The organism is Arthrobacter sp. 8AJ, from assembly GCF_902506025.1.
GTDB lineage: Bacteria > Actinomycetota > Actinomycetes > Actinomycetales > Micrococcaceae > Arthrobacter.
In genome coordinates this window covers 773,888-796,841 of sequence record NZ_LR733289.1, presented here as the reverse complement: position 1 = coordinate 796,841, position 22,954 = coordinate 773,888, and the positions used below count along the sequence as shown (strand labels likewise).

General features: G+C 67.4%; 30 protein-coding genes. 22 read left to right on the top strand and 8 right to left on the bottom strand.

The window, feature by feature from the left end; genetic code table 11:
- Positions 1 to 22: 22 nt before the first annotated feature.
- Complete coding sequence (locus BACI349Y_RS03685; RefSeq protein WP_159630573.1) at positions 23 to 2,194, top strand: transglycosylase domain-containing protein; 2,172 nt, start codon at positions 23 to 25, stop codon at positions 2,192 to 2,194.
- A gap of 135 nt (positions 2,195 to 2,329) precedes the next feature.
- Here the strand turns inward: BACI349Y_RS03685 and BACI349Y_RS03680 are convergent, their stop codons facing one another.
- From BACI349Y_RS03680 to BACI349Y_RS03670, 3 genes are all read right to left on the bottom strand, one after another.
- Entirely contained in the window at positions 2,330 to 2,956 is a 627-nt protein-coding gene (locus BACI349Y_RS03680) for a J-domain-containing protein (RefSeq protein WP_159630571.1), read from the bottom strand.
- Positions 2,957 to 3,076: 120 nt separating this feature from the next.
- Positions 3,077 to 3,574 carry an SRPBCC family protein gene (locus BACI349Y_RS03675; protein WP_159630569.1) on the bottom strand — a complete coding sequence of 166 codons (498 nt, stop codon included), beginning with the start codon at positions 3,572 to 3,574 and terminating at the stop codon, positions 3,077 to 3,079.
- Between the two features lie 12 nt (positions 3,575 to 3,586).
- On the bottom strand, positions 3,587 to 3,919 hold the full coding sequence (locus BACI349Y_RS03670) for an ArsR/SmtB family transcription factor (RefSeq protein WP_159630567.1): 333 nt from the start codon (positions 3,917 to 3,919) through the stop codon (positions 3,587 to 3,589).
- A 90-nt stretch (positions 3,920 to 4,009) separates the two neighbouring features.
- On the opposite strand from BACI349Y_RS03670, the gene BACI349Y_RS03665 reads away from it, so the two are divergent.
- Entirely contained in the window at positions 4,010 to 4,738 is a 729-nt protein-coding gene (locus BACI349Y_RS03665; protein WP_159630565.1) for a Type 1 glutamine amidotransferase-like domain-containing protein, read from the top strand.
- A gap of 46 nt (positions 4,739 to 4,784) precedes the next feature.
- On the opposite strand, the gene BACI349Y_RS03660 is transcribed toward BACI349Y_RS03665, so the two are convergent.
- Positions 4,785 to 5,519 (bottom strand): GAF and ANTAR domain-containing protein, encoded by a 735-nt coding sequence (locus tag BACI349Y_RS03660; protein ID WP_159630563.1) that lies wholly within the window; start codon positions 5,517 to 5,519, stop codon positions 4,785 to 4,787.
- Between the two features lie 214 nt (positions 5,520 to 5,733).
- On the opposite strand from BACI349Y_RS03660, the gene BACI349Y_RS20505 reads away from it, so the two are divergent.
- The 14 genes from BACI349Y_RS20505 to BACI349Y_RS03590 all read left to right on the top strand — a co-directional run bounded on the left by BACI349Y_RS20505 (position 5,734) and on the right by BACI349Y_RS03590 (position 13,297).
- Positions 5,734 to 6,198, top strand: a complete 465-nt coding sequence (locus BACI349Y_RS20505) for a hypothetical protein (protein ID WP_442858394.1) — start codon at positions 5,734 to 5,736, stop codon at positions 6,196 to 6,198.
- Between the two features lie 237 nt (positions 6,199 to 6,435).
- Entirely contained in the window at positions 6,436 to 6,687 is a 252-nt protein-coding gene (locus tag BACI349Y_RS03650; RefSeq protein ID WP_159630561.1) for a hypothetical protein, read from the top strand.
- Positions 6,684 to 7,451 (top strand): GAF and ANTAR domain-containing protein, encoded by a 768-nt coding sequence (locus tag BACI349Y_RS03645; protein ID WP_159630559.1) that lies wholly within the window; start codon positions 6,684 to 6,686, stop codon positions 7,449 to 7,451. The genes BACI349Y_RS03650 and BACI349Y_RS03645 overlap by 4 nt, the downstream gene beginning before the upstream one ends.
- Before the next feature lie 226 nt (positions 7,452 to 7,677).
- Positions 7,678 to 7,872 carry a hypothetical protein gene (locus BACI349Y_RS03640; protein WP_159630557.1) on the top strand — a complete coding sequence of 65 codons (195 nt, stop codon included), beginning with the start codon at positions 7,678 to 7,680 and terminating at the stop codon, positions 7,870 to 7,872.
- A gap of 195 nt (positions 7,873 to 8,067) precedes the next feature.
- Entirely contained in the window at positions 8,068 to 8,547 is a 480-nt protein-coding gene (locus tag BACI349Y_RS03635; RefSeq protein WP_159630555.1) for an Asp23/Gls24 family envelope stress response protein, read from the top strand.
- A complete protein-coding gene (locus BACI349Y_RS03630) occupies positions 8,544 to 8,735 on the top strand; it encodes a DUF2273 domain-containing protein (RefSeq protein WP_159630553.1) in 192 nt (63 codons plus the stop codon). The genes BACI349Y_RS03635 and BACI349Y_RS03630 overlap by 4 nt, the downstream gene beginning before the upstream one ends.
- Entirely contained in the window at positions 8,732 to 9,154 is a 423-nt protein-coding gene (locus BACI349Y_RS03625) for a hypothetical protein (protein WP_159630551.1), read from the top strand. Before BACI349Y_RS03630 ends, BACI349Y_RS03625 begins: the two co-directional genes overlap by 4 nt.
- On the top strand, positions 9,151 to 9,732 hold the full coding sequence (locus BACI349Y_RS03620) for a hypothetical protein (RefSeq protein WP_159630549.1): 582 nt from the start codon (positions 9,151 to 9,153) through the stop codon (positions 9,730 to 9,732). Before BACI349Y_RS03625 ends, BACI349Y_RS03620 begins: the two co-directional genes overlap by 4 nt.
- Entirely contained in the window at positions 9,729 to 10,346 is a 618-nt protein-coding gene (locus tag BACI349Y_RS03615) for a hypothetical protein (protein WP_159630547.1), read from the top strand. The genes BACI349Y_RS03620 and BACI349Y_RS03615 overlap by 4 nt, the downstream gene beginning before the upstream one ends.
- Before the next feature lie 27 nt (positions 10,347 to 10,373).
- On the top strand, positions 10,374 to 10,610 hold the full coding sequence (locus BACI349Y_RS03610; protein WP_328699873.1) for a CsbD family protein: 237 nt from the start codon (positions 10,374 to 10,376) through the stop codon (positions 10,608 to 10,610).
- Positions 10,611 to 10,723: 113 nt separating this feature from the next.
- Positions 10,724 to 11,290 (top strand): RNA polymerase sigma factor, encoded by a 567-nt coding sequence (locus BACI349Y_RS03605; RefSeq protein ID WP_159635139.1) that lies wholly within the window; start codon positions 10,724 to 10,726, stop codon positions 11,288 to 11,290.
- On the top strand, positions 11,287 to 11,868 hold the full coding sequence (locus tag BACI349Y_RS03600; RefSeq protein WP_159630545.1) for an Asp23/Gls24 family envelope stress response protein: 582 nt from the start codon (positions 11,287 to 11,289) through the stop codon (positions 11,866 to 11,868). Before BACI349Y_RS03605 ends, BACI349Y_RS03600 begins: the two co-directional genes overlap by 4 nt.
- Complete coding sequence (locus tag BACI349Y_RS03595) at positions 11,865 to 12,197, top strand: hypothetical protein (protein ID WP_159630543.1); 333 nt, start codon at positions 11,865 to 11,867, stop codon at positions 12,195 to 12,197. Before BACI349Y_RS03600 ends, BACI349Y_RS03595 begins: the two co-directional genes overlap by 4 nt.
- A 62-nt stretch (positions 12,198 to 12,259) precedes the next feature.
- Complete coding sequence (locus tag BACI349Y_RS03590) at positions 12,260 to 13,297, top strand: nitronate monooxygenase (RefSeq protein WP_159630541.1); 1,038 nt, start codon at positions 12,260 to 12,262, stop codon at positions 13,295 to 13,297.
- 99 nt (positions 13,298 to 13,396) lie between these two features.
- Here the strand turns inward: BACI349Y_RS03590 and BACI349Y_RS03585 are convergent, their stop codons facing one another.
- The gene (locus BACI349Y_RS03585) at positions 13,397 to 14,437 is read right to left on the bottom strand and encodes an NAD(P)-dependent alcohol dehydrogenase (RefSeq protein WP_159630539.1); all 1,041 of its coding nucleotides are present in this window, start codon (positions 14,435 to 14,437) and stop codon (positions 13,397 to 13,399) included.
- 111 nt (positions 14,438 to 14,548) lie between these two features.
- Positions 14,549 to 15,607 (bottom strand): zinc-dependent alcohol dehydrogenase family protein, encoded by a 1,059-nt coding sequence (locus BACI349Y_RS03580; protein WP_159630537.1) that lies wholly within the window; start codon positions 15,605 to 15,607, stop codon positions 14,549 to 14,551.
- 140 nt (positions 15,608 to 15,747) lie between these two features.
- Between BACI349Y_RS03580 and BACI349Y_RS03575 the strand changes: the two genes are divergently transcribed.
- From BACI349Y_RS03575 to BACI349Y_RS03555, 5 genes are all read left to right on the top strand, one after another.
- Complete coding sequence (locus tag BACI349Y_RS03575; RefSeq protein ID WP_159630535.1) at positions 15,748 to 16,641, top strand: helix-turn-helix transcriptional regulator; 894 nt, start codon at positions 15,748 to 15,750, stop codon at positions 16,639 to 16,641.
- A 388-nt stretch (positions 16,642 to 17,029) separates the two neighbouring features.
- Positions 17,030 to 18,148, top strand: coding sequence for an ABC transporter substrate-binding protein (locus BACI349Y_RS03570; RefSeq protein WP_159630533.1), 1,119 nt, complete (start codon positions 17,030 to 17,032; stop codon positions 18,146 to 18,148).
- Entirely contained in the window at positions 18,145 to 18,999 is an 855-nt protein-coding gene (locus BACI349Y_RS03565; RefSeq protein WP_159630530.1) for an ABC transporter permease, read from the top strand. The genes BACI349Y_RS03570 and BACI349Y_RS03565 overlap by 4 nt, the downstream gene beginning before the upstream one ends.
- Entirely contained in the window at positions 18,975 to 19,757 is a 783-nt protein-coding gene (locus tag BACI349Y_RS03560) for an ABC transporter ATP-binding protein (RefSeq protein ID WP_159630528.1), read from the top strand. Before BACI349Y_RS03565 ends, BACI349Y_RS03560 begins: the two co-directional genes overlap by 25 nt.
- A 22-nt stretch (positions 19,758 to 19,779) precedes the next feature.
- Positions 19,780 to 21,138, top strand: a complete 1,359-nt coding sequence (locus tag BACI349Y_RS03555; RefSeq protein ID WP_159630526.1) for an LLM class flavin-dependent oxidoreductase — start codon at positions 19,780 to 19,782, stop codon at positions 21,136 to 21,138.
- A 16-nt stretch (positions 21,139 to 21,154) separates the two neighbouring features.
- Here BACI349Y_RS03555 and BACI349Y_RS03550 read toward each other — a convergent pair whose 3' ends face one another.
- Positions 21,155 to 21,817 (bottom strand): hypothetical protein, encoded by a 663-nt coding sequence (locus BACI349Y_RS03550; protein ID WP_159630524.1) that lies wholly within the window; start codon positions 21,815 to 21,817, stop codon positions 21,155 to 21,157.
- Between the two features lie 203 nt (positions 21,818 to 22,020).
- On the opposite strand from BACI349Y_RS03550, the gene BACI349Y_RS03545 reads away from it, so the two are divergent.
- The gene (locus tag BACI349Y_RS03545; protein ID WP_159630522.1) at positions 22,021 to 22,443 is read left to right on the top strand and encodes a universal stress protein; all 423 of its coding nucleotides are present in this window, start codon (positions 22,021 to 22,023) and stop codon (positions 22,441 to 22,443) included.
- Between the two features lie 73 nt (positions 22,444 to 22,516).
- Here BACI349Y_RS03545 and BACI349Y_RS03540 read toward each other — a convergent pair whose 3' ends face one another.
- A complete protein-coding gene (locus tag BACI349Y_RS03540; RefSeq protein WP_159630520.1) occupies positions 22,517 to 22,912 on the bottom strand; it encodes a (R)-mandelonitrile lyase in 396 nt (131 codons plus the stop codon).
- Positions 22,913 to 22,954: the final 42 nt, after the last annotated feature.

Here is a 22,954-nt window from a genome sequence, read left to right as displayed (position 1 = left end):
CTTCGAGCGCGGGGGCTGAGGAATGGCAAGGAAGCGGAAGCGCAGGCCCGGTTTTGGGACAGTTCTGGGACGGATCCTGGGGTTCCTCGCAGCGAGTGTCATGTGCGGCGTGCTGGCGGCCAGCCTGGTGGTGCCGGCCGTGGCAGCCGCGGGCATGGGGGTCAGTTCCTCGATCGGATTCTTCGACAGCCTGCCCGCTGAACTGACCGTGCAGCCGCCATCGCAGGCCACCAAAGTCCTCACTTCCGACGGGCAGCAAATCGCCACCTTTTACGCGGAAAACCGCGTGAAGGTGCCGCTGGACCAGATGTCGCCCTTCATCAAGGAAGGCATTGTCGCCATCGAGGACAGCAGGTTCTACGAGCACGCCGGTGTGGACCCGCAGGGGATACTGCGGGCAGTGGTGTCCAACCTGACCAAGGGCGGCGAGCAGGGCGCGTCCACCATCACGCAGCAGTACGTCACCAACGTCCTGAACGAGGCGCAGCTTTCGCAGGACAGGCCGGACGCGGTGGTGCTGAACGGGCAGAAGAACCTGGGCGACAAACTGCGCGAAATGAAGCTGGCCGTCACGCTGGAGAAGAAGTACACCAAGGACCAAATCCTTGAGGGGTACCTCAATATTGTGTTCTTCAGCAGCAACGCGTACGGGATTGAAGCGGCGGCACGCTACTTCTTCAGCACCACCGCGAAGGACCTTACCCTCCCCCAGGCCGCCTTGCTGGCCGGGGTGGTCAACAGCCCCACCCTCTACAACCCGGCCACCAATCCTGATAAGTCGATCGTGCGCAGGAACCAGGTCCTGTCCGAGATGCTGCGCCTGCGCAAGATCACGCAGGCCCAGTACGATGCCGCCGTAGCCACCCCGATCCAGCTGAAGATCACGCCGCAGCAGCAGGGCTGCGCCAACGCTGCCATGGCGCCGTACTTCTGCGACTACATCTCCCATCTGATCCTGAACAATCCCGCCTACGGGCCCACCGAGGCTGACCGCGAACGGAAGCTTTACCGCGGCGGCCTCACCATCACCACCACCCTGGACAGCAGGCTCCAGGCAGCCGCCCAGGCCCAGGTGGACGAAACGGCGGGCGCGAACCCGGACCGGTGGGCGGCCTCGCTGCTGACCCTGCAACCGGGCAGCGGCAAGATCCTGGCCATGGCCCAGAACACGTTCTTCCTCCCGCAACCAGGCAAGTTCGACACCAACCTGAATTTCAACGTGGATGCCAAGGACGCCCAGGGCAACGACCTGAACGGCGCCGGCGGGTTCCAGCCCGGGTCCACCATGAAGCCCTTTACCTTTGCGGAGTGGCTGAACGAGGGAAAGTCGCTCACCGCCGAAGTGGACGCCTCACGGCGGGTCTATCCGCTGGGGTTCCCGTGGAAGGACAGCTGCGGGAAGGTGCTGGGAGCGTACAGCACGGCCCAGGCCAACCCTGCCCTCGGCGCTGCCGATGACCTGCAGAATGCGGAGGACGGCTATTACCGCCCAATGCCCGTCAATTACGGCCTGTACAACTCGATCAACACGGCCACCTTCGCTTCGGCATCCCAGCTCGACTTTTGCGGCATCCAGAAGATGGTGGACGCCGTAGGGCTGCACAGCGGCCTGGACAGCACCCCGGTCAACATGCATCAGCTGGGCAACCTCCTCGGCGGCACCGGCGTGGCACCCCTCACCCTGGCAAATGCCTTTGCCACCTTCGCCACGGAGGGCCGCTATTGTGCTCCCATCGCCCTGGTTGATGTCACTGATCCCGCCGGGGCAAAACTGCCCGCCCAGGCACCCGACTGCCACGACGCCGTCAAACCCGATGTGGCCCGCGGCGTCAACTCGGTACTGCAGGACGTGCTGAAGAAGGGTTCCGGCGTCTGGATCAACCCGAAGGTGCAGGACAAGGTTCCGACCGCCGCCAAGACCGGAACCTCGAACAACAACGGGTCCACCTGGGTGGTTGGCTACACCACCGGCCTGGTCACGGCGTCCTTCTTCGGCGATGCACTGGAAGGCCAAAAGCGGGCGGGGCAGAACGTCACCATCAACGGCACGTTCTACCCCCGCCTTGACGGGTACATGATTGCCGGGCCGCAGTGGGCCAATTACATGCTCAAGGTGGCACCCCTCTACCCGGCGGGTCCGTTCGCGCCGCCGCCCGCTTCGATGATTGGGCCCAATCCCAACTACAGGCCGTAGCCCGGCTGGCACTTCCATCCCGGCCAACGCCGCGTCGCAGCAGGTGTGCAGAAGGATTGGCCTGGCCCACCGGGGCCAGAGCGGCAAGTACTACAACGCCTTGTGCGAGCTGTTCGGGAGGGCAAACCCTTCCGCCTAGCCCGTGCCCTTCCAGAGGCGCTTCCACCAGGACCGCTCCGGCTCCGGCTCAGCAGGCGCCTCCACCGCGCGCGCGGTCCGGCGGCTGCGCCAGCGCTCCACTTCGTCCTCCACGTCCCGGGTCCTGGTGACCACCGGCGGGCCGCCCTGGAGCTGGCGGCGGGCGTCGATCACGCGCCGGTTGAAATCCTGCAGGATGTCGCGGACCTGCTGCTCGGTGTACTGGGCGTCCAGCCTGGCGTCGAGTTCGGCGTCCTCAGTGCGGAGCAGGATGGCCGCCGGGCCCAGGCCGCTGATGTTCTCCCGCTGGATCAGCCCCTTCACCCACCAGTCGGGATCGTACGATTCGCCCAGGCCCGGGATCGGCTTGCCCGCGTACTTCAGGTTGTCGAACTTGCCTTGCGCCATGGCGTCGCGGACCAGGTATTCCGCCCGGGCAGCATCGCTGACTTTTTTGCGCTTCTCCCGCTCCTGCGCGTCGAGGGCGTCCAGCGCGGCTTCCTCCTCGGCACTGATGCCGGCACCACGATATGACCGGACTTCGGCCGCACGCTCCAAGCGCTTGCGGAAATCCCCTGCGCCGCCGCTCGTTGCCACCACCGCCTCTCCTCGCTTGGCCCCCATCTTCCAGTATTCAACGGTGGGCTTGGGCGTTCAACGCCCAAGGTGGGCGGACGACGGCGGCCCGTCCCGCCGTCGTCCGCCCACCCGGCGCTGTGGCAAAGGGTGGTGATAGGTGCGTTGTCAGGCGTTGGCGTGCTCGGCGAGGATGCCGTCCATCTGGCCGACCGCCTCCTTGAGTCCTTCCTCCATCCCCATCTGCATCATCTGCTCCAGCTGTTCCTCGGACTCGAAGGTGGACAGCATGGTCATCCGGGTCCGCTCCCCCAGCGGCTCCAGGGTCACCGTGGCGTGGCTGATGCCGAACTCCCCCGTGGGGTTGCCGTCGCTGTCCGCGAACCCGTCGTCGAACTGCAGCTCCCGCGGGGACTCGATACTGGTGAACTCCCACCAGCCGTGCGCCTTGTCCCCGCCAGGTCCTGTCATGTAGTAGCTGGCCCGGCCGCCGGGAACAAAGTCATGCTTGTAGAAAGTGGCGGGATAGGTGGGCGGTCCCCACCAGCGCTCCAGCCGGCGCGGATCCTCGAAGAGCTGCCAGACCCGCTCCACGCCGGCGTCGAACTCGGCGACGAGGGTGAGGCTCAGGGCCTCCGGGTTCTTATCCGTACTGATGACTGTCATGGCAATGCCTTCCTAACCTTCAGCGAGAATGTCGGCCATCCGGGCGGCCCGCTGCCGCCAGATCTGTTCATAGTCATCGAGCAGCCGCCGGGCGTTGTGCAGTCCTTCATGGTTGCCCCGCACGATCTGCTCCCTTCCGCGCCTTTCCTTGGTGACCAGTGATGCGCGTTCCAGCACCGCCACATGTTTTTGGACGGCGGCGAAACTCATGGCGTAGAGGGCTGCCAGGCCGGACACGGAGTACTCGCCCACGGTGACCCGGCGGACGATGTCCCGCCGGGTGGAGTCGGCGAACGCCTGGAAGAGGCGGTCCAATTCGGCCTCGCTCAGTTTTTCTACAACCATTTGGTTGTACGTTAGTCCCGCCGTGACGGCAGGTCAAGCGTTTTTCCTTCCTCCGGCAGCACGGCAGCGCCGGCCGGTACCTTGGAGCCCATGAGCATTTTCCTTGCCGGGGCCGGCCCGGATCCGCTCGGCTTTCCGGACGTCTTTGACCGGTTCGTGGAGGATATCCGGCGGCATGCCGCGCCGGGCCGGCCTGCCCGGGTCGCCGTTGCCGTGCATCATCACGGCGGAAGCCTGCAGGATCTGGTGGAGGCCTGCGCAGGCCCGCTCCGGCCCAGGCTTGACTGCGAGGTGGTGGCGGTGCCGCTGGCAGAAGGCAGGACGGCGGATCCGGCCGGGTTCAGCAGTGTGGACGGCGTGGTGGTGGGCGGCGGATTGACGCCGGCGTACTGGAGTGGCCTCTTCCCGGCGGCCACGGCCATCTCCGGGCTGGTGGCAGGGGGCGCCCCCTATCTGGGGTTCTCCGCCGGAGCCATGGTGGCACCAGCCCGCGCGCTGATGGGTGGCTGCCGGATCAACGGGGTGGATGTGTGCGGGGAGGAGTGCTCGGAGGGCCTGGACGCAGTGGACGTTCGGGAGGGCCTGGGGCTGGTCCCGTTCGCGGTGGACGTCCACGCCGCCCAGGCCGGGACATTGAGCCGCGCGGCGGGCGCCGTGGCAGCAGGCCTGGTGGAATGGGCGGTTGCCATCGATGAGGGCACGGCAGTGGTGCTGGAATCAGTCGGAGCCAGGGACTACGAGGTCATTGGCAGCGGCAACTGCTGGGACATCCGCACGGCAGAAGGCGGGGCGGCGGTGTCCGTGCGGACCGCCCGTTGACCGGACGGGGACCGCTGGTGGACGGCAGGGAGCCAGGGGCGCCGGCCTAGGCCTCGAAGTGCGTCTGGATGCTGCTTCCGGACAGCTGTTCAATCAGTTCCTTGGCCACGTCCCGCAGCTTCCGGTTGCGGTTGCTGGAGACCTTGGTGAGGATCTCCATCGCTTCTTCCTGGGAACACCGGTTCTGCGCCATGATGACGCCGCAGGCCAGGTTGATGGCGGTCCTGCTCTCCAAGGCAGCTTCGAGGTCGTCTGCCCGGTTCTGCGCGGTGTGGATGCGGACCGAGAGGTGCAATGTGTTGTGGGCGGCGGCGGCGAATCCCGCCGCTTTGTCGTAGACGTCTGCCGTGAACACGCCCGGCTTGGTGGCGAAGAAGTTCAGGGCAGCACTGGCTTCGCTGCTGATTTCCAGTGGCACGCCCAGGGTGCTCTGTACGCCCCGGCCTGCCAGTTCCTGGTTGTACTTGGTCCACCGGGGGTCCCGCGCGACGTCGTCGATCAGCACAGGTGCCATCTCACGCAACGCACGGATACACGGACCGTCCCCCAGCGCCTGCTCGATGAGGTCCAGTTCCAGGGCCCGGGCACTGCTGCCGGCCGCAGTGGTGGGCCGGCGCCGGAGCTTCAGGGTCACCGCGCACTCAATGTCGTCACCGGCAGCCGCGGATACTGCCGCTGCCGCCATTCCCGAGAGTCCGGACAGGAACTCCACGGCATTTTCAGCACCCACCAGGACCTCCTGGAGGTTCTGGACGGTCACATCGTCGGCAGGATTCAGCATGGGGTTCATCTTACGGTCGCCCGGCCCCCGCGCGGCAGCGGAGCGGGCATTTACGGGGGCTTAAGCTGAAGTCTCAGGGATCCGCTTGGACTTACGCACGACGAAAGGCTTCAGCAACTTATGGGGAAGGCACGCCAAACGGGCAGCCCGCTGCAGTCCGCCAGCGCCTCGACGCCTGCCGGGTCGCCGGCAGGCCCGAACTAGGAACCAGCCTGTGGGCTTCGATCCAAACGAGCCGGAACAACGGCGCCGGCTCCGGGCGGCCATGAAAGCCGCCGACATCTCCATTTCGGCGTTGTGGCTGAAGTACTATGGCTTGTCCGGGGACGCGGGCGAATATGAAGTGGAGGCCTATCTGCAGGGGCTCCTCTCGTTGCCGGCAAGCCAGCGCGACCTCCTGGCACTGGCAGCGAACGAACTCATAGAGGACTTGCCGCGCCCCCGCGCCCCGTATTCCGATGACTTCTCCCGACAACCAGGTGGTTCCCCTGCCGGGCGGTCAGATACGGGCCTGCCAGCAAACACTGGCCAGTCATCAGACACAGGGCAGTCATCGGACACAGGCCAGTCAAAGGATGCCTCCGGCCGGGGAGATGGGGACGGCCGCAGCTTCCTGCCGGACGCAGAACACGACAGCGACGGCGGCGCGGGGCCTGGGACGACGACACCCGGCCCATAGGCGGCCGGGTCGCGCGAAGGCAACCGGCCGCTATACCAGAAGGACCCCCAAGGGCGTAGTGTCAAACGTAGGAGATTTCGGGATGGCACCAGGATCCGGAGGTTGAATGCACGGGCCGAACGCGCCAAGAGCGGGCGGCCGCCAGCCAGGAAAAGCAATATCTGGCGCAACTATGGATCGAGGCCAGATGGCCGGGAACAATGCGCTGACCACCACCGGGCCAATGGGACCGCAAGGATGAACGCCGACTGGACCGGGGACCCTGACCAACTGCTGGAAGCCGACGAGCAGCGAAGGGACGTGGCCCGGCGTTTCCGCGAGACGCAGCTACCGATGCTGAAACTGTGGACGTACTACTACGGCCTCGGCGGCGACGCTGACGAAATGTCATTCGACGCCTACCTCAACGAAGCGCTCCACCTTCCGGCCTCCCAGGTGGGATTGATTGCCACGGCCATGAGGGAACTGTCAGCGGGCGAGGACCAATGACCGGCAGTGACGGGCAGCCCTTCCCGGGCCCCGACGAACTGCCGCTGGAGGCAGCAGAGCTGTCCTTGCAGCAACTGGTGCTGGAAAGCCCGGACATCAAGGCGTTCCTGACTGAACTGGCAATCCTGGCAAGTACGCGGCTGTCCGGCCCCGGGAACACGATCCACAGCGGCGTCACGGTGCTGCGGCACAAGCGGCCCCAGGCCGTAGCGGCAAGTGACGCTGCGGCGCGGGCCCTTGACGAGCTGCAGAACGGATTCGGCCAGGGCCCCTGCCTTACCGCGCTCCGGCCGGGAACCACCCTCCTTGTGCCGGACCTGTCCGCCGAGGACCGCTGGGGACCCTATATCCGGACGGCTGCAGCGCACGGCGTGTCCTCCATCCTCGCCGTCCCGCTGGACCTGGCGGGGGAAGCAGAAGCGGTGCTGAACCTCTACTCGGGCCGCAGCAACCGGTTCTCCGGCGAGGACGTCGCCACCGTGGAGTCGTTCGCGGCCCAGGCGGCCAGTTCCCTGCGGCTGATCCTGCGGATTTCGCAGCTCAGGGAAGCCAGGAATGACCTCACCGCCGCAATGCAGTCACGCACCGTGATCGACATGGCCGTGGGCGCGATCATGGCCCAGAACCGCTGCGACCGGGATACAGCCTTCAGCATCCTCACGCGGGCCTCGAGCACCAGGAACATCAAGCTGCGGGAAGTGGCCGCCACGGTCATTACGTCGATTTCAGGGGAAGAGAGGATCACCGCCTACTTCGACGACTAGCTGTGGCGCCAGTCACACGTGATGAGATTCACTCGCAACAAATGCGTGATTTGGTTGAGCAGGCCCGTCCGCCATGGGCACTATGGATAGGCAGGGCCGGAATATCCGCCCTTGACATCCTGGTGACGCAACGAGGCCCACCGGTGAGCGCAGGCCACCGACCCTCCGAGCGCGGACAGGCCACTGCCGGGGACACAACCGGCTTGACACAGGAAAGTACTGAACAATGACGTTTAACACTGCCGAATCCGTGACGCTGAAGATCTGGGACCGGACCTCCCTCCACGAGACCCTCGATTCCGCGGTCTCCGACCTCTCCGCGCGCCACAACACCACCACCTGCCGCATCGCCGTCACCTGCAGCGGACCTAACACCTTCACCTTGAGCGTCCGCGGGAACGAGCCGGCACTGGCCCTCTAAGCGGCCCACCCGCACAGGGCGTTGACGACGGCGGGCCCCACCCGCCGTCGTCAACGCCCTTTTTGCTGCCCGGATCCTAAAGTGATGACGATCACACGAAAACCTGCGTGAAGTTTTCCGCTCCCGCTGCGTCTTACTTGTGAGGGCGCACGACGCGCCCTGGAATCCAGTTCCAGAACAAGAAGGAGCGACGCAATGACCACGCAGACGCAAACCCCCGCAACGGTCCAGCAGAAGAAGACGGCTGCCGCCCCTGCCCATGGACTTTCCTCCGCCGCCGGCCACGACGGCCGCGGACGCACCACGGTGGCGGACGGCGTGGTGGCCAAGATCGCCGGCATCGCCATCCAGGAGATTGACGGTGTGCACGCCCTGGGCGGCGGCGCAGCCCGGGCCCTGGGCAACCTTCGCGAAAAGGTTGGCCAGAAGGACCTGACCCAGGGCGTCAATGTCGAGGTGGGCCAGACCCAGGTTGCCGTTGATGTGACCCTCGTGGTGGAGTACCCGCACCCCCTCCAGCAGGTGGCGGACAACGCCCGCGACGCCGTCTACTCCGCCGTGGAGGACCTGGTGGGCATGGAGGTCACCGAAGTCAACATCACCATCACGGACATCCATGTTCCGTCCGATGGTGAGGACTCGGACGACGTCGACCGCGAACCGAGGGTTGCATGACCCCGGTGGTTGCCGGGACGGCCGCCGGAGCCGTCCTGGCGCTGGCCGCCCTGGCCTTCGGATTCTGGGGCTTCCTGCTGACGGCGCTCTTCATGGGAACGGGAGCCGTGCTGGGAAGGGCCGCTGAAGGCCGGCTGGACCTCGGCGCCGTGTTGGATGCCCTGCGCGGCCCCCGCTCGTCAACGTGACTACGCAGGCGCACACCCGCCAGGGCCACACCCGGATTGAGCAGGCAGCGCTGCGCCACGCCCTGGAAGCGGTGGGGGCCGGTGCCTTCAGGGTCCGGCCGGAGGACGTGTCAGCCACGCTGCAGGACGATGCGGGAAAGCTGGGTGTGGACCTCCTGGTGCGGCTCCCGCCGCCCCCGTTGCCCGGACCGTCCGCCCTGCAGGGACCGCCGGGACAGGGACAGCTCCCAGTGCTGGAGCGCGCAAGCATCGCCCGGCTGAGGATTTCCTCCCTGGGCCAGCAGATCACCGGCCTGCAGTGCGGCCGCATCAACATCCGCCTCGGAGCGGGAGGCCGGGCCGTCCGCGAGGACCGGGTGGACCAGCGGGAGGACCAGGCAGACCGTTCAGACCTCAGATTGGACAGGAGGAAACCGTGAACCAGGGACGCATCACCAACCGGATCATTCGCCGGGAAACGCATTCATCGCGCGCCGGATTATCCGTCCTTACCGCAGTCCTGCTGCTGGTGGCCTGCCTGTGGGTGGGAACCGAAAGCGTCCTGTCGCTGCTGGGGCAACCTGCGCTGCTGGCCTCCCCGGGCCATCTCGCATCGCTCGTGGCAGCTGTTCCAGGGGCCGTCCTGCCCGCGGGCCTGGTGGCCGGCGGAACCGTCGTTGCCCTGGCCGGTGCCGGCCTGCTGCTCGCGGCGGTCAAGGGCGGGCGCCGCGGCCGGCGTGCCATGCTCAGCGGCCGCAGCGCCCTGGTGGTGGACGACGAAACAATCGCTGCCGCCATCTCACGCAAGGTGCGGCTGGCCGCCAACCTGGCCCCCGGGCAGGTGGCCACCGCCGTGACCCGCAACCGCGCTCTGGTCCACGTCCACCCGACGTCGGGCATGACCCTGGACCCGGCCGTCCTCACGGCGGCGGCAGCCGAGGAAGTGGCATCCCTGCGCCTTCGCAAAACCATCCCGGCGCAGATCCGGGTTGCCACGAAAGGAGCGGTGGGACGATGAACAGCACCAACAGGGCCATGAACAGGCTCCTCCTGGCCACCGCCGGGCTGGTGCTGCTGGCGGCGGGCCTGCTGTCCGCTGGAGCGGGACTGGTTCCCGCGGTCCGGGAACAGTGGAATGCCGTTGCCACTGGCCTGCTGGAACGGTGGCAGGCCTTGCTTCCCACCGCACCGGCACCGGAGCCCCTGGGCAGTTGGTGGTCCCTCGCCCTGCCCGCGCTGTTGCTCCTGGGTGCGGCGGCAAGCATCTTCTGGTTGACGCGGCAGGGCGGCGGCCGCACCGGCACTGCCGCCAGCGAACAGGATCCGGAGTCCGGGGACACGGCAGTGGACGTCTCCTACCTGGCCACAGCGGTGGACGAGGCCCTGAAAGGCAACCGGGCCGTCGTCGGAAGCTCCCTGACGGCCTGGCGCCACCGCACCAAACGGAACACAGCCCCTGCCCTGCGGCTCACGCTGCAGGCCCGCAAGGGCGCCTCCCCCCGGGAGGTCGCGGACCTGGCGGAGGACCTGGTCGGCGCGATTGATGCGCTCCTGGGTCATCACCCCACTGTTCTGGTCCGAATAGGAAGTGGAGCCAGGACAAAGCTGGCCCGCGCACACCGCGCCGGCTGAGCAGCAACAGGAAACACAACGGAAGGAATCACCATCCGACTCGACGACAAGCTCAACAATGCAGCCACCAACCACCTCGGCGCAGCCAAGGAAGGTGCAGGGAAACTGACCGGCAACGAGGAACTGCAGCGGGAGGGCCAGCGGGACCAGGCCCAGGCCAAGCTGCCGGAGGCCGGCGAAAAGGTCAAGGACGCCGCCAAGGGCATCGGCAGCAACCTCAAGGACGCGGCGGCCAAGGTCAAAGAGGGCTTCAGCAAAGAGTAGGCAGTCCCCCTGCGGCAGGCCCGCTCCACCTCCGAGGTGGGCGGGCCGTCCTGCCGCCCGCCAGGCGCTCGCGCCGATAGTGAAAGCAGAAACCGGTGACAGGTTTACCCTTGGTGCGGGACCAGTTGGACGTGGTCCCCGATGCCATCCTGGCAGGCAGGGCAGCCGACGGCGACACGGCGGCTTTCGAGTCCCTGGCCCGCCGCTATGGTCCACACATGCGGGCAGCCGCCCGGCGCCTGACGGGTTCGTATGCGGACGCGGATGACGTGGTGCAGGAAGTGCTGGTCCAGGCGTGGCAGCAGCTGGACACACTGCGCGAACCCGCTGCGGTAAAGGGCTGGCTGCTGCGGCTCACCGGCAGCCGCAGCATCGACCTGCTGCGGAGGCGCCGGAACCACGCCAGCCTCACCACGGCGGACGGGGAGGCGCCGGCGGATACTGTGTCCCCGGGCGCAGGGCCGGAGACAGCGGCCGTGGCCAGTGCCGGCATTGACTCCCTGAAGGCTGCCCTGTCTGCGTTGCCCGAAGAGCAGCGGCGCTGCTGGATCCTGAAGGAAATCAACGGCCAAAGCTACGAAGAGATTGCCCGGACCCTGAACATCAGCCCAGCCAGTGTCCGGGGGCGGCTCGCCCGGGCCCGGATTACACTGGTCCGCGAAATGGAAGATTGGCGATGAGCATGCCCAACGACACGTTCGAGTGCGGCCACACGCTCGAGGAACTCAGCCTCTACCTGGACACCGGTGAATTCCCCGACCCACCCCACCTGGAATCCTGCCCGGAGTGCCGCAACGGCCTCGACTCCCTCCGGCGGCTCTCCGCGGCCGGCGACGAACTCTTCGCCAGTGACCTGGCAGCTGCCGGCAGCGGCACCGACGACTGGCTGAAGGACATCCTGGCAAACCTGGCGCTGGAACTGCGGCCGGGACGGAGCATCCCGCTGAGCTCCGACGATCCCGCGGACACCCTGTCCGAAACCGAGGGTTCCATCGTTGCCCTGGTCCGGTCCGTGGCGGACAGCCAGCCGGGAGCAGTGGCCGGCAAGGTCCGGCTGGAGGGAGACGTCACCGTTCCGGGCAGCCCTGTGGCGGTCCGGCTGGACCTTGCGGTCCTGTTCGGCCATGCGCTCATGGCCAGTGCGGCGTCGCTCCGGCAGGATCTGGCCGAGGCGCTGGCCCGCCACACCGAGCTGAACATTTCGGCCATCGACATCACCATTACCGACGTCATCGACGCACCACGGGAGGAATCGTGACCACCGCTCTGCAGCAGGCCATCATGGCGGTCGACGGCGTCACGGAAGTCTTTCCCGCCCGGACCCTGTGGCAGCGGCTTCCCGGCCGGGCGGCATCCCTGCTGCAGCGGAACAACGCCGACGCCCCTCCGCTGGTCGAGGTCCGGGAAGACGGCGGCCGCACCGAGGCAACTGTCCGGATCGGCGTCAGCCCGGATGCCCGGACGCCGGAGGTGGTCCGCGCCGTGGCTGCCGCCGTTCGGAGCCATTTGGCGCCGGGCAACGTCGCCGTCCAGGTCACGGTGGTACGCATCGCGGCCGGTCCGCCGCCCGTAGGCCGGGAGGGCTGAGCGCGTCCAGTCACCAACCGGCGTAGCATTCGTCAGGTACACCCAAACGACGGGAAGGGCATATGGCTGCGCACCGGAAAAGCACCAGGTTCAGGCTCGAGTCGCTGGCACTGCCCGTCATCCAGGCGCCCATGGCCGGGGGACCGTCCACCCCGCGGCTGGCAGCGGCCGTCAGCGGGGCGGGCGGCCTGGGCTTCGTTGCGGCTGGCTACAAGACTGCCGCGGCCATGCGCGCCGAGATCGAGTCCGTCAGGAGCCAAACGGACAAGCCGTTCGGCGTGAACCTCTTCGTACCCCAGGCGTCCGTCATCAGCCCGGCGTCCCTGCAGCAATACGCCGATTCGCTGGCCCCGGATGCTGAGCGCTTCGGCGTGAGCCTCGGCGAGCCCCGGCATGACGATGACGACTGGGACCAAAAGCTCGAGGCCTTGCTGGACCTGGCACCGGCGGTGGTTTCATTCACCTTCGATATTCCGGAAACCAGCGTGGTGGAAGCACTGCAGCACCGCGGGATGTACGTCATCGCTACGGTCACGGACCGTGAAGAAGCGCTGCAGGCGCTCGCGGCAGGCGCCGACGCCCTGTGCGTCCAAGGCCCCGAAGCCGGAGGCCACCGCGGAACGTTCAAACCTGACGCGCCTGCTCCCCTGGTTCCCCTCCACGGGATCCTGGGCGGGCTGTCTGATCTGGAGGTGCCCCTCATCGCGGCGGGTGGCATTGCCTCGTCGGAGCACACCCGGGCTGCGCTGGCCGTCGGAGGGGTTGCGGTCCAGGCCGGCACCGCGTTCCTCCGCGCTGATGAAGCGGGGACCAAGCCCACGCACCGGGCTGCCCTCTCGGCGTCGGACCATTTCACCACCACTGCCGTCACCCGTGCCTTTTCCGGCCGCAACGCGCGCGGCCTCTACAACGGGTTCATGCGCCGCCACGACGGCGACGCCCCGTACGGCTACCCCGAGATCCACCACCTCACCACTCCCCTGCGCGCCGCAGCCGCGGCAGCAGGGGAGCCGGAGTGGCTGAACCTGTGGGCCGGCATCAATTACCGGGACACGAGGGAAGGCTCCGCGGTTTCCATCCTGGAAAGCCTCGCGCCGTAAGGCTTGGGCCGCCGTCGTCCGCTGTTTAAAGCCCGACGGCGGCCCGGCCCCTTGTGGGAGCCGGCCCGCCGCGCGCGCCGTGAAAGCGGGGGTGGTGCTTTAGAAGGTGGCGGTGTCGATCACGAAGCGGTACCGGACATCCGATGCCAGCACGCGCTCGTAGGCGTCGTTGATCTTCTCAGCCGGGATGACTTCGATCTCGGCACCAAGCCCGTGCTCGGCGCAGAAGTTCAGCATCTCCTGGGTCTCGCGGATGCCGCCGATCATGGAACCGGCGAAGGAACGGCGTCCGCCGATCAGCGCGAAGGCGTTGACGGGAAGCGGTTCCGCGGGGGCGCCCACGTTGACCAGGGCGCCGTCGAGCTTCAGCAGGCCCAGGTAGGAGCTGATGTCGATCGAGGCGCTGACCGTGTTGATGATCAGGTCGAAGGAGCCGCCGAGTTCGGAGAAGGTGTTCTCGTCGCTCGTGGCGAAGTAGTGGTCGGCGCCCAGCTTCAGGCCGTCCTCCTGCTTCTTCAGCGACTGTGACAGGACGGTCACCTCGGCTCCCATGGCGTGGGCCAGCTTGACGGCCATGTGGCCCAGGCCGCCGAGGCCGACGACGGCAACGTTCTTGCCGGGACCGGCACCCCAGTGCCGCAGCGGCGAGTAGGTGGTGATGCCGGCGCACAGCAGCGGTGCGGCGACGTCGAGGTCGATGCCCTCGGGAATGGTGACGACGAAGTCTTCGGTGACCACAACGTGGGTGGAGTAGCCACCCTGCGTGATGGTGCCATCGCGGTCAACCACGCCGTAGGTGCCGGTGTTGCCCTTGAGACAGTACTGCTCCTCGCCCTTCTGGCAGTTGACGCATTCCCGGCAGGAGTTGACCATGCAGCCAACGCCAACGCGGTCGCCCACTTTGTGCTTGGTCACCTCGGCCCCCACCTCGGTGACGATGCCGGCAATCTCGTGGCCGGGCACCAGCGGGTACTGCTGCGGGCCCCAGTCACCGCGGACGGTGTGGATGTCCGAGTGGCAGATGCCGGCGAACTTAATGTCGATCAGGACGTCGTGAGGGCCTACTTCGCGGCGCTCAATGGTGGTAGCCACCAGGTCCTCCGTGGCGGACGGGGATGCATAAGCCTTGACGGTAGTCATGGTTCTCCTGTGATCTGTTGGGGGGACATATAAATGCTACCGGGGTTGTTCGGAGCAAACCCGGGAAAAGGGGGCACCAAGGTGGCCCTGTTGTGACTGGTCTTGAGAGTCCTACCCTTTGAGCCTGTGTGGCCCATCGGGGCAAGGATGCGCTAGGGGCCGCAGCAGCACCTTGATGGCGCGGCGTTGGTCCATGGCCTTGTACGCGTCGGCGGCTTGCTCGAGCGGGAGTTCCAGGTCAAACACTTTTCCGGGATTGATCGTGCCGCCGAGGATCAGGTCGATCAGCTCCGGCAGGTATTGCCGGACCGGAGCAGGGCCGCCGTGCAGGTGCACATGCGAGTAGAACAGGTCCCGCCCGGGCAGCGCCACATCGTGGGAGACTCCCACAAAGCCCACGTGGCCGCCTGCCCTGGTGGCGTGGATGGCCTGCAGCATCGATTCCTGCGTGCCCACGGCTTCGAGGACGGAGTGCGCGCCAAGGCCGCCGGTGAGTTCCTTGATCTTCTTCACGCCCTCGTCCCCGCGCTCCTCCACGATGTCCGTGGCGCCAAACTCGCGTGCCAGCGCCTGCCGGTCCGCGTGGCGGGACATGGCGATGATCCGTTCAGCGCCCATCTGCTGCGCTGCGAGGACCCCCAAAAGTCCCACGGCGCCGTCGCCCACTACTGCCACTGTCTTGCCCGGGCCCACCTCGGCCGCCTTCGCGGCGAACCATCCTGTCCCCAGGACGTCGGAGGCTGCAAGCAGCGACGGAACCTTGGCGGCGTCGGGCATGCCGGGTGTTGCCACCAGGGTGCCGTCTGCGAGCGGGACGCGCATGTATTCCGCCTGTGCACCGCCCACGCCCTGGCGGTGGACACACGCGCTCTGGTAGCCGGAGCGGCAGATGTCGCAGGTGTTGTCCGAGGCGAAAAATGACCCGACGACGAACTGTCCAGGGCGGACATTCCTGACCCCGGCACCGACTTCCTCGACGATTCCCACGTACTCGTGGCCCATCGGCGCGGGCTTGGAAATTTTGTCGGCGCCGCGGTAAGGCCACAGGTCCGACCCGCAGACGCAGGCGGCAACGAGTTTGATGACCGCATCCGTGGGCTGCCGGACGGCTGGTTTGTCACGATCCTCGACCCGGACGTCTCCGGGCGCGTGCATGATGGTTGCGCGCATGCTGGGTCCTCCACATGGTGAAACGGCTGAAAGGGACAGTCCCATCAAACCCGGCCCCGGCACCGTTGGCGAGGGCCCTGCTGTAACTGGTTCTGGCAGAACCTCCTTAGGGTCCTGCCATCCGTCGTAACGTGTTCCCTATGGATAACCGAGCCGAGGTACGGCAGTTCCTGTCTTCACGCCGTGGGCGGATTACCCCCGAGCAGGCCGGCATCGAACCCTATGGCGGCCGCCGCCGTGTACCGGGGCTCCGGCGCGAGGAAGTGGCGCGGCTGGCCGGAGTCAGCGTGGACTACTACACGCGGCTGGAACGGGGAAACCTGCACGGCGTTTCTGACAGCGTCCTTGATGCCATCGCCGGTGCCCTGGAACTGGACCGCGCCGAGCATGACCACCTCTATGACCTGGCCCGGGCAGCCAACACCTCGGGCCGCAAGCGGGCTGCGGGTACCGGCGGCTCCGCCCCGTCCAAGGTCCGGCCGGAGCTGCAGTACCTGCTGGATGCCATCACGGAGGCGCCGGCTTTCATCGGCAACAACCGCCTGGACATCGTGGCCGCCAACACCCTGGGCTATGCCCTGTATTCGGACATGTACCGCACTCCGTCACGGCCGGCCAACCACTCCCGGTTCATCTTCCTGGACCCCCGCGCGCACAACTTCTACACGGACTGGGACCGGGCGGCCAACACCAACGTGGCCATCCTGCGACGGGAGGCCGGCCGCAATCCCCATGACAAGGGCATTGCCGAACTCATTGGTGAACTCTCGATGCGCAGCGACGAATTCCGCACGCTGTGGGCAGCGCACAACGTCCGCCGCCACTACGCGGGCACCAAGTTCTTCCAGCATCCCGTGGTGGGGCTCCTCGAGCTGAACTACCAGGTGCTGGGCCTGGAAGAGGACCCGGGGCATACCCTCACCGTTTATCCCGCCACCCCCGGCAGCCCGTCCGAGGAAGCCCTCAAGCTCCTGGCCTCCTGGGCCGTCACCGAGAACATCGTGGAAACGGTGCAGGCGAAGGTGGGCGGCTAGAAGCCTGCCTGGGGCGGCACCCGCCGCACCATCCGGCGGCCCGGAATCCACGTCCAGTCACATGAACTGCCGTTGCGGTTCCCTTAACGCAGGTTTCGGTTCGTGGCGCAGCATTGCCTGTTTTGTCTCAAGGATGGCGCCATAAGTAGCGCCGTTTCGCCGCGTTTAGCCTGCGTTGCTTGACGCTGGCCAACACCCTCCGGGCCATGTTTAGGTGTTTGCACGGCACCGGCCAGGCCGAACGCAGCATTCAGGAACATCACCCAAACGCAGCTCTTCAAGCACCCTCATCCCGCCGCACGGGCGGACCCATCCACCCCTTTACGCCCGCCCGGGCACCCACCCCGGGCGCCGTCGTCGTACCCGGAAACTTCCCGAAAGGAACACCATGTCCTTCCCAGCATCACCACCCAATCCCGCCCTGGGCATCCCCGCCTTTTCCCGCCGCCGTGCCTTGGGCGCGCTCCTGGCGGTGCCCGCCGTCGGGCTGCTCTCAGCCTGCGGCGGAGCGGCAACGGCCGGCAGTGAGCGGATCAGCCAGGGCGCCCTGGAGCCACTGGCAGCCAGCGTCCCTGCCGGCACCACCATCAAGGTGGGCGACCCCAGCATCAAGGTGGCGCTGGAATTGTCCGGCCTGATCAAGGAACTGGACGGCTTCACCGTTGAGTTCGCCAACATCTCCGGCGGTCCGCAAACCACCGAGGCCTTCCGGGCCAATGCGCTGGACACCGGTTCCGTGGCGGACATCCCGCCCATCCACGCCACCTGGACCGGACTGGACGTCCGCATCATCGCCGCCGGGTACCGGCAGGACGCCGTGGGCCATCCCATCTATGAACTCGGCGTGGCCCCGGGAGCAGGCATCACCCGGCTCGAGGACCTCCGCGGCAGGAAGATTGCCTACAGCCCCGGCCAGGCCCAGGGCGCGTTGGTCCTGCGGATCCTGGACAAGGCCGGGCTCAAGCAGGAGGACGTCAAGCTCGTGGAACTGCCCAGCACCGGGGATGCCTATGCCACGGCGCTGGCCAGCAGGCAGGTGGACGCGGCTCCCCTGGGCGGTCTCCAGATCAAGCGGTACCTGGCCAAGTACAAGGCCGACGGCGGGACCACCATCCGCCACGGGCTGCGGGACGATCCCAGCCTCCTCTACTCCCCCGCCAAAGTCCTGGCGGATCCCGCGAAGGCCGCCGCACTGGCCACCTACGTGAAGGTCTGGGGCAAGGCCCAGCGCTGGATCGAAGACCACCCGGCCGAGTGGCTGGAGGGCTACTACGTCAAGGACCAGGGCCTGTCCCGCGAGGACGGCCAGTACCTTATCGACGCCACCGGCAAGCGGGACATCCCAACGTCCTGGACGGAAGCCATTGCCCGGCACCAGGAAACCATCGATCTCCTGGCCCGTGAACAGAAGAAGCCGCAGCTGACGGCGGCCGACCTCTACGACACCCCCTTCGAAGCCATCGCAGGCACTGCCTTCGCTTCCGCCGGAAAGGCGCGTGCCGCATGAGCGCCGTGCTGGAACGTCCCCTGGCGGCGGCACGCCAGAACCCGGCACTGGCTGAACAGCCCGACGTGCGGCCCACAGGGAAGAGGCTTGGGCCCGGACGACGCCGGCGGCTCGCCTGGGTGGGCCCGCTGGCTCTGCTCCTGCTCTGGACCGCCTCTTCCGCCACAGGGCTGCTTGACCCGCGGATCCTGTCCGAGCCGTGGACCGTGGTGGCCACGGCCGGTGAGCTCATCACGGACGGCCGCCTCCAGGAGAACCTCGCCATCTCGGCCCAGCGCGCAGGCCTGGGGCTGTTCTTCGGAATCGTGGTGGGCGCCGTGCTGGCGCTCCTGTCCGGACTGAGCCGGGTGGGCGAGGCGCTGATCGACGGCCCGGTGCAGATCAAGCGCGCCATACCGGGCCTGGCGTTGATCCCGCTGCTGATCCTCTGGTTCGGCATCGACGAGACCATGAAGGTCCTCACCATCACCCTTGGCGTCTTCGTTCCCGTCTACCTGCAGACACACGCAGGGCTGCGCGGCATCGACCTGCGCTTCGTGGAACTCGCCCAGACCGTAGGGCTAAGCCGGGCCGGCTTCATCCGCAAGGTGGTCCTCCCCGGCGCACTGCCCGGGTTCTTCCTGGGCCTGCGCTTCGCGGTCACCGGCGCCTGGGTGTCCCTGGTGGTGGTGGAGCAGATCAACGCCACCAGCGGCATCGGCTACATGATGGAGCTCGCGCGCACCTACGGCCAGACCAACATCATCGTCCTGGGCCTGGCCGTCTACGGCATCCTGGGCCTCCTCTCCGACGGGATTGTCCGCTTCATCGAACGAAAGGCCCTGTCATGGCAGCGCACCCTGGCGGCCTGACCGCCGCCGCATCTGCACCAGCAGCACCGTCCGCCGTTTCCGTGCGAAAGCTGGTCCGCAGCTTCGGCACCAAGAGTGTCCTGGACGGTGTGGACCTGGACATCGCGCCCGGCGAATTCGTGGCGCTGCTTGGCCCCAGCGGCTGCGGCAAAAGCACCCTGCTGCGGGCTTTGGCCGGCCTGGACCACGAGGTCCGCGGCGGCGGCGTGATCAGCGTTCCGGACCGCGTGTCCGTGGTCTTCCAGGATTCCCGGCTGCTGCCGTGGGACACGGTCCTGGGCAACGTTACCCTGGGCGTCCGGGAGCACGACGCCGATGCCCGGGCCCGCAAGGCCCTCGCCGAAGTGGGACTCGCCGGACGTGAAAAGGCGTGGCCGCACCAGCTTTCCGGCGGTGAGCAGCAACGCGTGGCGCTGGCCCGGTCGCTGGTCCGGGAACCGCAGCTGCTGCTGGCCGACGAGCCGTTCGGCGCGCTGGACGCCCTGACCCGGATCAGGATGCACGGGCTGCTCCAGGACCTGGTGGCGGCCCACCGGCCGGCCGTCCTGCTGGTCACCCACGACGTGGACGAGGCCATCGCGCTGGCGGACCGGATCGTGGTCCTGGACCGCGGGCGCATCGCCACCGTCCGCCCGGTGCCACCCGCAATCCGCTCTTCCGCCGATGCCGCGGGGCACGAATCCCTGCGCCGCGACCTCCTCACGGCGCTGGGCGTCGAGGCCGCGCGCACTACTGAACCGGCCGCCGTCGGCCGCTAACCCAACCTGCAAGGAGCACGTCATGACATCGAAGTACCCATCCCAGCGCCAACTCCACCTCAACGCCTTCCTCATGAGCACCGGCCACCACGAGGCGTCGTGGCGACTGCCGGAAAGCGATCCCCATGCGGGAACCAAGGTGGAGCATTACCAGCAGCTCGCCCGCAGCGCGGAGCGCGGCAAGCTGGACTCCATCTTCTTCGCCGACTCCCCTGTCCTGTTCGGCGAGGTGGGCCGCCGCCCCGCCGGCAAGCTGGAGCCCACGGTGCTGCTCACCGCCATCGCGGGCGCCACCGAGCGCATCGGGTTGATCGCCACGGCCTCCACAACCTACAACGAACCGTTCAACCTCGCCCGCCGCTTCGCCTCGGTGGACTGGGCCAGCGGCGGGCGCGCCGGTTGGAACGTGGTGACCACGGCAGGCCCGGACGCCGCGCGGAACTTCGGCGTCGACGACCAGCCCGCCCACGCCGTCCGCTACGAGCGCGCCGCGGAATTCATCGACGTGGCCCAGAAGCTGTGGGACAGCTGGCAGGACGACGCCGTCCTCGCGGACAAGGCCGGAGGCGTGTGGGGTGATGCGGACAGGATCCGGACCATTGACCACCAGGGCAGGCACTTCAAGGTCCGCGGCCCCCTCAATGTCCCCCGCTCCCCGCAGGGGCACCCGCTGATCGTCCAGGCAGGTTCTTCGGAGGACGGGAAGGACCTCGCCGCCCGGTACGCGGATGCCGTCTTCACCGCGCACCAGACCCTGGCCGACGCGCAGGAGTTCTACCGCGACCTGAAAGCCCGCACCGCGGCTGCCGGCCGGGATCCGGATACCATCAAGATCCTCCCGGGCATCGTCCCCGTGATCGGTGCCACCGAGGAAGAGGCGCTGGAGCTGGAGCGCGAACTGGACCGGCTGATCAAGCCCGAATACGCCCGGATCCAGCTGGCCCGGACCCTCCGCGTGGACCCCGTGGACCTGCCGCTGGACCGCCAACTGCCGGACAACCTGCCCAGCGAGGACGAAATCGAAGGCGCCAAGAGCCGCTACACCCTGATCGTGCAACTGGCCCGGCGCGAACAGCTCACCGTTCGCCAGCTGATCGGCAGGCTTGGCGGCGGCCGCGGGCACCGCACCTTCACCGGCACGCCCGTGCAGGTGGCGGATGCCATCCAGGAATGGTTCGACGGCGGGGCCGCGGACGGCTTCAACATCATGCCGCCGGTGCTCCCCTCCGGGCTGGAGGCGTTCGTGGACCAGGTGGTGCCCATCCTGCAGGAACGCGGACTGTTCCGCACCGAGTACACCGGACGGACCCTGCGGGAGCACTATGGGTTGGCGCGGCCCGAAACCCGGAACAGCAGGCAACTGGACGCCGCCTCGGTTTGACCGGCAGCGGTGATTGTCAGGGAAGGTTCGACGGCGGTGCGGGCGGCACGGCGTCCGCACGCCGTCGGCCTGCCAGTTCGCCGAACCGGTCGACGGCATCCTGGGCCGCACGGTACAGGGCCGGGTCGGACCAAGGTGCCCGCGCCCAGGCGTCCAGGGCCGCGAGTGCCTCGGCCAACAGCCTGGCGGGACGGTCCCCCGGGGACCCTTGGCGCAGGATGGTGTCCCGGCCTGCTTCCAAAGTGTCCGCCATGGTCCGGGTGCTGACCCGCTGCCAGACATCGGCGATGGCATCCACATCGGTCAGCCGCTCCCGGAGCGGCCAGTTACCAATGAAACGGGCCACCCATGCCTGGTGCCGCTGCTTATAGTCCTTGAGGAACTTCCGTCTCTTCCACGTCGGGTAGGCGCCCAGCACGAGGAGGCACGGGACGAGGACGGCCAGCGCTGTCAACACCCAGCCAGCTTGTCCGGCATCCCGGTCCTGGACCGCATCCTTGTAGAGTCCCAGCATCACTCCCGCGGTGATGCACCCCAGGATCCAGGTGGCGCGCACGACAGTGGTCCGGCGTTCTTGTTTCCTGGAAGGGTGGAGGGCCGGTGCCGGTTCCGCGGCCACGGTTGCCTCAGCCTCGGTCAGGCCGGTGTTCAGGAGTCTGCTGGTACTTGCACCGGGCATTCCTGATTTATCCGGCACGTCCACATAGACGGGTGGCAGGCCCGTCCGATCCTGTGCAGCCTGCTTGGAAAGCTCGTCCATGTTCCCCCATCAACCCAGTCATGACCCCCCCTGCAGAGTCTACGGTTAGGCGGGCTCCGGGCGGGTAGTCCTTAGACTGGCCAATGGACGTTGTATGCCGGGACTGACGAAGGAGCGAAACGATGAGTGGAGTAGTTGTAGTAGGTGTGGATGCCAGCCCGTCCGCACGGAAGGCCGCAGAAGTGGCGCTGGACCTGGCGGAGTCACTGGGAGCGTCCCTCCACGTAGTGACCGCCTTTGAGATCGAGAACGCCGAAACCTTTGGCGTGGGCTCGGACAAGGTGAGGATCTCCAACGCGGACAGCTCGGAGACGGTGGCAAAATCCTTGGGCGCATCGCGGCCGGGAGTGCAGATCACCCACTTCGCCGCCCGCGGCAAGCCGGCGGATTCGCTGATCAAGGAAGCCATCCGGCTGGATGCCCGGGTGATCGTGGTGGGCAACCGGAGGATGCGCGGCATCGGCCGGCTCCTGGGGAGCGTCGCCAACAGCGTGGCGCACAACGCCCCGTGCGACGTCTACATCGCGAACACCTACGAGGACTAAGCTGCCCCGCAAGGTAGTGGGCGGACGACGGCGGGACTTCCCGCCGTCGTCCGCCCACCGTCGTTAAGGGTTCTTAGGCCCCGTATTCCTCATCGGTGACATGCTGGAGCCAGGTGACCACCTGCCCGTCTTCGTCCGCTTCCTGCATGGCGACGTGGGCCATGAAGCGCTCCGGGGTCGCACCGTGCCAGTGCTCCTCCCCCGGCTCGATGAAGACCACGTCGCCGGGACGGATTTCCTGGACCTGCCCGCCGCGCCGCGCCACCAGCCCGATGCCGTCCGTGACATAGAGGGTCTGGCCCTTGGGGTGGTGGTGCCAGGCGGTGCGGGCCCCGGGGGCGAAACGGACATGGGCGCACCCGACCGCTGACTGTTCATCGGGGTTGCGGATGCCGTCAATCTGCACGGTGCCGGTGAACCATTCCTTCGGTCCGGCTCCTGTCTGGCCGCCGCTCTTGGTGTACTTCATGTTCTCCTCCTGTGAGTTCGGTTGACTGGAAAGTTTGTTGGC

Excerpts from the sequence above, each read along its gene's own strand:
- BACI349Y_RS03545 (WP_159630522.1), top strand. The coding sequence starts at position 22,021 with ATGAGTGGAGTAGTTGTAGTAGGTGTGGATGCCAGCCCGTCCGCACGG.
- BACI349Y_RS03630 (WP_159630553.1), top strand. The coding sequence starts at position 8,544 with ATGACCCCGGTGGTTGCCGGGACGGCCGCCGGAGCCGTCCTGGCGCTG.
- BACI349Y_RS03670 (WP_159630567.1), bottom strand. The coding sequence starts at position 3,919 with ATGGTTGTAGAAAAACTGAGCGAGGCCGAATTGGACCGCCTCTTCCAG.
- BACI349Y_RS03575 (WP_159630535.1), top strand. The coding sequence starts at position 15,748 with ATGGATAACCGAGCCGAGGTACGGCAGTTCCTGTCTTCACGCCGTGGG.
- BACI349Y_RS03635 (WP_159630555.1), top strand. The coding sequence starts at position 8,068 with ATGACCACGCAGACGCAAACCCCCGCAACGGTCCAGCAGAAGAAGACG.
- BACI349Y_RS03580 (WP_159630537.1), bottom strand. The coding sequence starts at position 15,607 with ATGCGCGCAACCATCATGCACGCGCCCGGAGACGTCCGGGTCGAGGAT.
- BACI349Y_RS03555 (WP_159630526.1), top strand. The coding sequence starts at position 19,780 with ATGACATCGAAGTACCCATCCCAGCGCCAACTCCACCTCAACGCCTTC.
- BACI349Y_RS03675 (WP_159630569.1), bottom strand. The coding sequence starts at position 3,574 with ATGACAGTCATCAGTACGGATAAGAACCCGGAGGCCCTGAGCCTCACC.
- BACI349Y_RS03680 (WP_159630571.1), bottom strand. The coding sequence starts at position 2,956 with ATGGGGGCCAAGCGAGGAGAGGCGGTGGTGGCAACGAGCGGCGGCGCA.
- BACI349Y_RS03685 (WP_159630573.1), top strand. The coding sequence starts at position 23 with ATGGCAAGGAAGCGGAAGCGCAGGCCCGGTTTTGGGACAGTTCTGGGA.
- BACI349Y_RS03540 (WP_159630520.1), bottom strand. The coding sequence starts at position 22,912 with ATGAAGTACACCAAGAGCGGCGGCCAGACAGGAGCCGGACCGAAGGAA.
- BACI349Y_RS03550 (WP_159630524.1), bottom strand. The coding sequence starts at position 21,817 with ATGCCCGGTGCAAGTACCAGCAGACTCCTGAACACCGGCCTGACCGAG.
- BACI349Y_RS03565 (WP_159630530.1), top strand. The coding sequence starts at position 18,145 with ATGAGCGCCGTGCTGGAACGTCCCCTGGCGGCGGCACGCCAGAACCCG.
- BACI349Y_RS03600 (WP_159630545.1), top strand. The coding sequence starts at position 11,287 with ATGAGCATGCCCAACGACACGTTCGAGTGCGGCCACACGCTCGAGGAA.
- BACI349Y_RS03645 (WP_159630559.1), top strand. The coding sequence starts at position 6,684 with ATGACCGGCAGTGACGGGCAGCCCTTCCCGGGCCCCGACGAACTGCCG.
- BACI349Y_RS03590 (WP_159630541.1), top strand. The coding sequence starts at position 12,260 with ATGGCTGCGCACCGGAAAAGCACCAGGTTCAGGCTCGAGTCGCTGGCA.
- BACI349Y_RS03640 (WP_159630557.1), top strand. The coding sequence starts at position 7,678 with ATGACGTTTAACACTGCCGAATCCGTGACGCTGAAGATCTGGGACCGG.
- BACI349Y_RS03570 (WP_159630533.1), top strand. The coding sequence starts at position 17,030 with ATGTCCTTCCCAGCATCACCACCCAATCCCGCCCTGGGCATCCCCGCC.
- BACI349Y_RS03615 (WP_159630547.1), top strand. The coding sequence starts at position 9,729 with ATGAACAGCACCAACAGGGCCATGAACAGGCTCCTCCTGGCCACCGCC.
- BACI349Y_RS03650 (WP_159630561.1), top strand. The coding sequence starts at position 6,436 with ATGAACGCCGACTGGACCGGGGACCCTGACCAACTGCTGGAAGCCGAC.
- BACI349Y_RS03665 (WP_159630565.1), top strand. The coding sequence starts at position 4,010 with ATGAGCATTTTCCTTGCCGGGGCCGGCCCGGATCCGCTCGGCTTTCCG.
- BACI349Y_RS03660 (WP_159630563.1), bottom strand. The coding sequence starts at position 5,519 with ATGCTGAATCCTGCCGACGATGTGACCGTCCAGAACCTCCAGGAGGTC.
- BACI349Y_RS03585 (WP_159630539.1), bottom strand. The coding sequence starts at position 14,437 with ATGACTACCGTCAAGGCTTATGCATCCCCGTCCGCCACGGAGGACCTG.
- BACI349Y_RS03560 (WP_159630528.1), top strand. The coding sequence starts at position 18,975 with ATGGCAGCGCACCCTGGCGGCCTGACCGCCGCCGCATCTGCACCAGCA.